Raw genomic sequence first — 7068 nt, forward strand, 5'->3', positions numbered from 1 at the left:
GGTTTGTAAATGGCAGAGCACCGAGCGGAAAGGATTAGTGAGCTAATCAAAGAGGAGTTTGGCAGTATTCTGCGGAAGGATCTGAAAGATCCGCGAATTGGCTTTGTTAGTGTCACCGCGGTGGAAGTTTCGAATGATTATAGCCATGTGAAAATCTTTGTCAGTATTCTCGGCGATGAAACTTCTAAACGCTCAGCCATGGAGGGATTGGAAAGCGCCAAGGGATTTATCCGGACCGAGCTGGGAAAACGGATCCGGTTACGGCACACTCCCGAAGTCCATATCATTGCGGATGACTCAATTGAGCGGGGCTCGCGCATCATTGAATTGATCGAGGAACTCAAAAGGTCCGAAAAAGGGGAGAAACCTTCTTGACCAACCTATTTGAAGATTTTTTCACGATGGTGCGACAGAAAGAACGTTTCGTGGTCGTTTGCCATGTTCATCCGGACGGCGATGCGATCGGTTCTTTGCTGGCGGTAGGGTTGACCCTTCGTAAACTTGGAAAATCAGTAAACATGATCTGTTCCGATGGTATCCCACCCGTTTACGGTTTCCTGGAAGGTACGAACCTTATCGGGCGTGAAATTGGCAACTTCGATCCTGAAGTGATTATTTGTGTTGACTGCGCTGAAAAAGAAAGGGTGGCCGTAGCGGATTCTCTTTGGGAGTCTTCAGCGTTCGTCATCAATATCGACCATCATGTCACCAATTCCGGATTCGGCGGCTTAAACATTGTAGACCCTGAAGCCGCCGCTACCGGAGAAATTGTTTTTAAAATTTTAACTGCTGGCCCTTTTCAAATGGATAAGGCGATTGCATCGGCTGTTTATACCGCAATCGCCACGGATACTGGATTTTTTCGATATTCCAGCACCTCGGCCTTTACTTTGGAATCCGCTTCACTGTTGGTCAAAGACTATCAGGTTGAACCGGCCAAAATTGCCGAACAGGTTCATGACCAAAAAAGCTATAATTCTGTACGGTTGTTAGGAGTTGTTTTGAACACGCTGAAAGTGGATTGTAACGGCAAAGTAGCGTGGTTGATCCTTGATCAGTCCATGTTGAGCCAATTCCCGGTCGATAATGAAGAAACGGAGAGCTTTGTCAATTATGCCCGCTCCTTGGAAGGCGTGGAGGTCGGGATCTTATTTAAAGAGTTAAAACCGGATGAGATCAAAATCAGTTGGCGTTCCACTTCCGCAGTGGATGTCAGTAAATTGGCGGCATTCTATGGCGGAGGGGGACATGCTCGAGCAGCCGGTTGTACGATTATGGGTCCGATTCAACAAGTTGTAAATGAAGTCATTGCTTATGTAAGTCATGGTTACGGAGCCGCTCATGTGGCACGGAATAACGATTATTAACAAGGAACGGGGCTTAACATCTCACCAGGTAGTGTCCGCTCTACGTCGTATATTGCACCAAAGCGAGATCGGGCATACCGGTACCCTTGATCCGGAGGCAACCGGAGTCTTGGTAGTGGGATTTGGACAAGGCACCCGTTCTTTTCCGTATTTAAATGAAACGACAAAATTATACCGGGCGGAGGTCATTCTGGGAAGAACTACCGATACCCAAGATGCCACCGGTAAAATTCTGGGCGAGAAGACTGATTTCCAGATCGACCTGGCTACGGTCCGGGCGGCGATTAAGCAATTAACGGGCGAAATTCGACAAGTACCTCCCATGTTTTCCGCGGTGAAGGTTCACGGGAGTAAACTATATGACCTCGCTCGGAAAGGCTTGGAAGTCGAACGACAGTCCAGACCCATTACGGTTTTGAACTGGCATATCCTTGCCGAACAACCGGGTTATCATTTTTTAGATCGGATTCCGGTTGAGATAGCATGTAGCAAGGGGAGCTATATTCGGACTTTGATCCATGATCTGGGGCAAATTCTCGGCTGCGGAGCGCATATGGGAAGCCTGATTCGATTACGTTCCGGAGATTTCAGGATCGAAGATTCTGTCACGGTGGATACGGTCAAGGACTATTTTTCACAGGGAAGGTTTGCCGAGCTTCTGCTGTCTTTGAATGTTGCTTTGGATCATCTGGTGCCGTTGTGGATCGGGGATGAAGATCTGGAGAAGGTGCTTCACGGCGGTAAATTATCGTTTGGGAAATACCAGATTCAAGTGAGCAGCGGTCAACTGGCGCGAGTATTGGACCGGAATTCTCTGGTTCGGGCTGTGGTTCAGCTGCAGGATGCCGGTTCGTATCCCTATTGGCAGCCGGTTAAGGTTTTTCAATATTCATAAGGGATTCTTAGAACTGAGAAGGGATTTTCAGGCGATGAAGGTGTGGAAAACAATATACGAGGCTGAAAGGGAATTGAACGCCGCTCATTCACAAACGGTAGTGACGGTCGGCAATTTTGACGGCGTTCACCTCGGGCATCAAGCCATTATGTCCCAAGTGACACGGATTGCAAAAACTCATCAGTGGCTGGGGCTCGTTTTGACTTTTTCCAATCATACCGAAAGTTTTTTAGGAAAGGCGCCGCCTTTGTTAAATACACCCGCGATACGCCGTGCGCTTCTTGCGGAGCAGGGTATCGATGCAGTGCTGGAGGTGGAGTTCGACCATGCTTTTGCAGAATTAGACCCGGCTGTTTTTTTTCAAAAATGGTTGGTCGAGGGCCTAAAAGTTCAAGCGATGGTCGTGGGGTATGATTTTCGCTTTGGAACCGGCGGGCAAGGTGATTTTGCACTCTTACGGAACTTGTGCCAACAGAGCCAGATCCGTCTTGAACAGGTTCGGCCGGTGCAAGTGGACGGAATCACTGTCAGTAGTTCCGCGATTCGTAAATACCTTGCGGCCGGAGAAATAGAAATAGCCAATCAGCTTTTGGGTTATTCGTTTCATATTATAACCGAAGTGATCGCTGGTGAACAGCGCGGGCGGAAGATGGGCTTTCCAACCGCCAACCTCTTTTTGGATGAATCTTACCTCTTACCCCGATATGGCGTTTATTTGGTACGGGTTAGCAGTACAGGACAGATATTTTATGGCGTGGCCAATGTAGGTGTGAAACCCACGTTTGATGGGCAGGTTCCTTTAGTGGAAGTCTATTTACTGGATACGTCCATCAATCTTTATCACCGACAGGTCCAGGTGGATTTTCTATATTATCTCCGGCCTGAGGTACGATTCGGCGGGATGACGGAGCTTCAAGAACAGATTCAGCAAGATGTTGCTAGAGCCCGTGAATTGTTATCAAGGCTATGAATGGAACGCATGCCCTTAATATACTTCCAGGGATAATTTTTAACGTTTTATTGAATCTCTTGGAATAAAAATTAAATCCGTTTCAATATAATAATCTCTGGACGAATCTCGCGGGTTTAGTAGTAATCAAACGTTAAATTGTGGTTACGGCGCTCAAAAAAATTAACCTTACTAGAAGGATCTTGTTTGGAAATAGAGAATCATTCTCGTTGGAAATTCACACTTAACATTAATTTCCAAATTTTATTGCCGCTTTTTTGCGGCTTTTGTCGCGTATAGAAACAAGGTATTCTATCAAAGCTTTAGGTTTACTGGAAAGTGTCTTGTATCCACAACACTCTCCTGTACTAATAAAGAATCAATACTAGGAGGTATTTTCATGGCAAAGTATGTTTACTTGTTCAATGAAGGCAATGCTTCGATGAGAAACCTTCTCGGCGGAAAAGGGGCCAACCTGGCAGAGATGACCGGTTTAGGCCTGCCGGTACCGAGAGGGTTTACTGTTTCCACCGAAGCCTGCACCCGGTATTATGATGACGGGAAAGTCATTGCTTCCGAGATTGAGGAACAGATTCTGGCTGCCTTGGCGAAAACTGAGCAGATTGTCGGAAAGACATTCGGAGATCCCCAAAATCCTTTTCTGGTTTCCGTACGTTCCGGCGCCCGCGCTTCCATGCCCGGCATGATGGACACCATTTTGAACCTCGGCTTGAACGACGTGGTTGTCGAGGGTCTGGCCAAATTGACCAATAACCCCCGTTTCGCTTATGACAGCTATCGCCGTTTTATCCAGATGTTCAGCGATGTGGTGATGGAAGTCGAAAAACCGAAGTTTGAGAAGATCCTGGATGCTGTGAAACACGAGAATGGTGCCAAATTTGACACCGATTTGACTGCCGAAAACCTCCAAGAAGTCGTGAAACGCTATAAAGTTCTGTTCAAGGAAGAAAAAGGGTTTGAATTCCCGCAAGATCCCAAAGTCCAATTGATGGAGGCCGTGAAAGCTGTCTTCCGTTCCTGGGATAATCCCCGGGCCATTGTCTATCGTCGCTTGAACGATATTCCCAGCGACTGGGGTACCGCGGTGAACGTTCAAGAGATGGTCTACGGCAACATGGGAAATGATTCGGGAACCGGCGTGGCCTTTACCCGTAATCCTTCCACCGGAGAAAAGAAGTTATATGGCGAGTTTCTCATGAATGCGCAGGGCGAGGATGTTGTTGCCGGTATCCGGACACCGCAATCCATTGATCAGCTGAAAGAAGTTATGCTCGAGGTTTATAACCAGTTTGCCACCATCGCCGAGACGCTGGAGAAGCACTACCGGGATATGCAAGACATGGAGTTTACCATTGAGCGCGGTAAATTGTTCATGCTTCAAACCCGGAATGGCAAGCGGACCGCTGCCGCGGCTTTGAAGATCGCGGTGGATCTGGTGAATGAGGGTATGGCTACCAAGGCGGAGGCCGTACTGAAAGTTGACCCGAAACAGCTGGACGCCTTGTTGCATCCCAATTTTGAACCGAAGGCTTTAAAAGCTGCTGTTCCAATTGCCAAAGGTTTGCCGGCATCCCCGGGCGCCGCTACCGGCAAGGTCTTTTTCGAGGCCGAGGACGCAGTCAACGCTTTCAAAAACGGCGAGAAGAAAGTGGTGCTGGTCCGGTTGGAAACTTCTCCCGAAGACATCGAAGGAATGCACGTTTCGCAAGGTATCCTGACCGGACGCGGCGGAATGACCTCCCATGCGGCGGTGGTTGCCCGTGGAATGGGAACCTGCTGTGTGGCCGGTTGCAGTGAGATCAAAATCAATGAAGAAGAGAAATTCTTCGTCGATAAAAACGGCAAAAAATACGGTGAAGGCGATTGGATCTCCTTGGACGGCTCCACCGGAAATGTTTACGGCGAGCAATTGCCGACCATTGAACCCGAGATGACCGGCGATTTCGCGACGTTGATGCAGTGGGCCGATGAACTTCGCGTCCTGAAGGTTCGGACCAATGCCGATACGCCGAATGATGCCAAAACCGCCCGGAAATTTGGTGCCGAGGGCATCGGCCTTTGCCGTACCGAGCATATGTTCTTTGAACCTGACCGGATTCCGGCGATGCGCGAGATGATCGTGGCCCGGACCGAGGAACAACGCCGCAAGGCGCTGGATAAGTTGCTGCCGATGCAACGGGGCGACTTTGAAGGCTTGTTCCGCGAGATGCAAGGTTATCCTGTGACCATTCGTTTTCTGGATCCCCCGCTGCATGAATTCTTGCCCCAGGAAGACGAGGACATCCGCGCGTTGGCTCAGGAAATGGGCTTGACTTTTGAAGATCTGAAAGCGGTAGTGGCCGACCTTCACGAGTTCAATCCGATGATGGGCCATCGTGGCTGCCGCTTGGCCGTGACCTATCCGGAGATCGCCGAGATGCAGACCAGGGCGGTTATTGAAGCAGCGATTAACGTCAACAAGGAAGGGATGAATGTCGTTCCCGAGATTATGATTCCTTTGGTTGGCGAAGTCAAAGAGCTGAAGTACGTCAAGGATGTCGTGGTGAAAACCGCTGACGAAGTGATCGCCAAAGCCGGCGTGAAATTGGATTATAAAGTCGGTACCATGATCGAAATCCCGCGGGCTGCCTTAACTGCCGATGATATCGCCAAGGAAGCCGAGTTCTTCTCCTTTGGCACCAACGACTTGACCCAGATGACCTTCGGCTTCAGCCGTGACGATGCCGGGAAATTCTTGGAAGAGTACTATAACAAGAAAATTTACGAGTCCGATCCCTTTGCCAGACTGGATCAGACGGGCGTCGGCAAGCTAGTTGAGATGGCTGCCAAACTCGGCAAACAAGTTCGTCCCGACATCAAACTCGGAATTTGTGGCGAGCATGGCGGCGATCCTTCTTCCGTTGAGTTCTGCCATAAGGTCGGTTTAAACTATGTCTCCTGCTCGCCGTTCCGTGTGCCTATCGCCAGATTGGCTGCAGCTCACGCCGCGGTGAAAAAAGAGGGAGACCTCGGTCAAAAATAAAAATAAACTTGCCTTGTTTAAAGCGGGAACGAAAACTTCGTTCCCGCTTTTTTTAATTTTCCGATGTTCCATTATAAAATAAACTGAGCATCAACTTAGCTCCGCTCACCCTCTGACTTTACCGGTTTTAAGTGCACTTCCCCGATTTATCCACAGCCAAAACCATTAACCATGTTAAACGGATCCGTTTATCCACAAAAATAGATGACTTATTCACAAAAAAAGCTTGCTGAACGACTGAGCAAGCTCTCCCATTCACAAAACAAGCTTGCTGATGATTATAAATTTAGATCCGGAAGGGCTTTACCAGAACATATGTTCGTGATAAAATAAACTAAAGAACAAATGTTCTGGGAGGGAATCCAATGGCTAAAGTTGCAAAGGTATTAAAAAAGCGCAAAAACGACCTGTCCATTGAAAAGTTCACAGAATATTTCCCAGATGAGCAAGCTTGCCAAGACTACTTGTTTCGGCTTAAATGGCCCAATGGCTTTTACTGCCCCGAATGCGGTAATCGCACTGCTTCAATCACTAAAAGAGGCAAGTTTCAGTGTAAACAGTGTAAACATCAAACCACCATTACGGCCGGAACCCTCTTTCATAAATCGCATCTTAGGCTCAAACTCTGGTTCTGGGCCATATATCTTTTTTGCCGTGATAAACGAGGTTGTTCTGCCGTTGCCATCAAGAATGCCTTAAACATTTCTTACCCTACCGCCTGGTTAATGCTTCAAAAAATCCGTTCGGCAATGATTGCTCGTGAAAATGAATATATTTTAAACGGCATTGTACTGGTCGACGAATTTTTTTGGGG

The 7068-nt window shown here is 48.1% G+C and carries 6 protein-coding genes; all 6 read left to right on the top strand.

The window, feature by feature from the left end:
- Positions 1-9: 9 nt before the first annotated feature.
- Positions 10-375, top strand: a complete 366-nt coding sequence (gene rbfA / locus EDC14_RS24870; RefSeq protein ID WP_132017574.1) for a 30S ribosome-binding factor RbfA — start codon at positions 10-12, stop codon at positions 373-375.
- Positions 372-1367, top strand: coding sequence for a DHH family phosphoesterase (locus EDC14_RS24875; RefSeq protein ID WP_132017576.1), 996 nt, complete (start codon positions 372-374; stop codon positions 1365-1367). Before rbfA ends, EDC14_RS24875 begins: the two co-directional genes overlap by 4 nt.
- A complete protein-coding gene (truB, locus tag EDC14_RS24880; protein ID WP_165908306.1) occupies positions 1342-2262 on the top strand; it encodes a tRNA pseudouridine(55) synthase TruB in 921 nt (306 codons plus the stop codon). Before EDC14_RS24875 ends, truB begins: the two co-directional genes overlap by 26 nt.
- A gap of 34 nt (positions 2263-2296) precedes the next feature.
- On the top strand, positions 2297-3232 hold the full coding sequence (locus EDC14_RS24885) for a bifunctional riboflavin kinase/FAD synthetase (protein ID WP_165908307.1): 936 nt from the start codon (positions 2297-2299) through the stop codon (positions 3230-3232).
- A 379-nt stretch (positions 3233-3611) separates the two neighbouring features.
- Positions 3612-6254, top strand: coding sequence for a pyruvate, phosphate dikinase (gene ppdK, locus EDC14_RS24890; protein ID WP_132017582.1), 2643 nt, complete (start codon positions 3612-3614; stop codon positions 6252-6254).
- A gap of 365 nt (positions 6255-6619) precedes the next feature.
- The coding region (locus EDC14_RS24895; RefSeq protein ID WP_132017584.1) for a transposase at positions 6620-7068 on the top strand (449 nt) is incomplete at its 3' end.

The sequence above is a fragment of the Hydrogenispora ethanolica genome (genome assembly GCF_004340685.1).
Lineage (GTDB): Bacteria > Bacillota > UBA4882 > UBA8346 > UBA8346 > Hydrogenispora > Hydrogenispora ethanolica.

Coding starts and splice junctions, on each gene's coding strand:
- rbfA (WP_132017574.1), top strand. CDS start 10: ATGGCAGAGCACCGAGCGGAAAGGATTAGTGAGCTAATCAAAGAGGAG.
- truB (WP_165908306.1), top strand. CDS start 1,342: ATGTGGCACGGAATAACGATTATTAACAAGGAACGGGGCTTAACATCT.
- EDC14_RS24885 (WP_165908307.1), top strand. CDS start 2,297: ATGAAGGTGTGGAAAACAATATACGAGGCTGAAAGGGAATTGAACGCC.
- ppdK (WP_132017582.1), top strand. CDS start 3,612: ATGGCAAAGTATGTTTACTTGTTCAATGAAGGCAATGCTTCGATGAGA.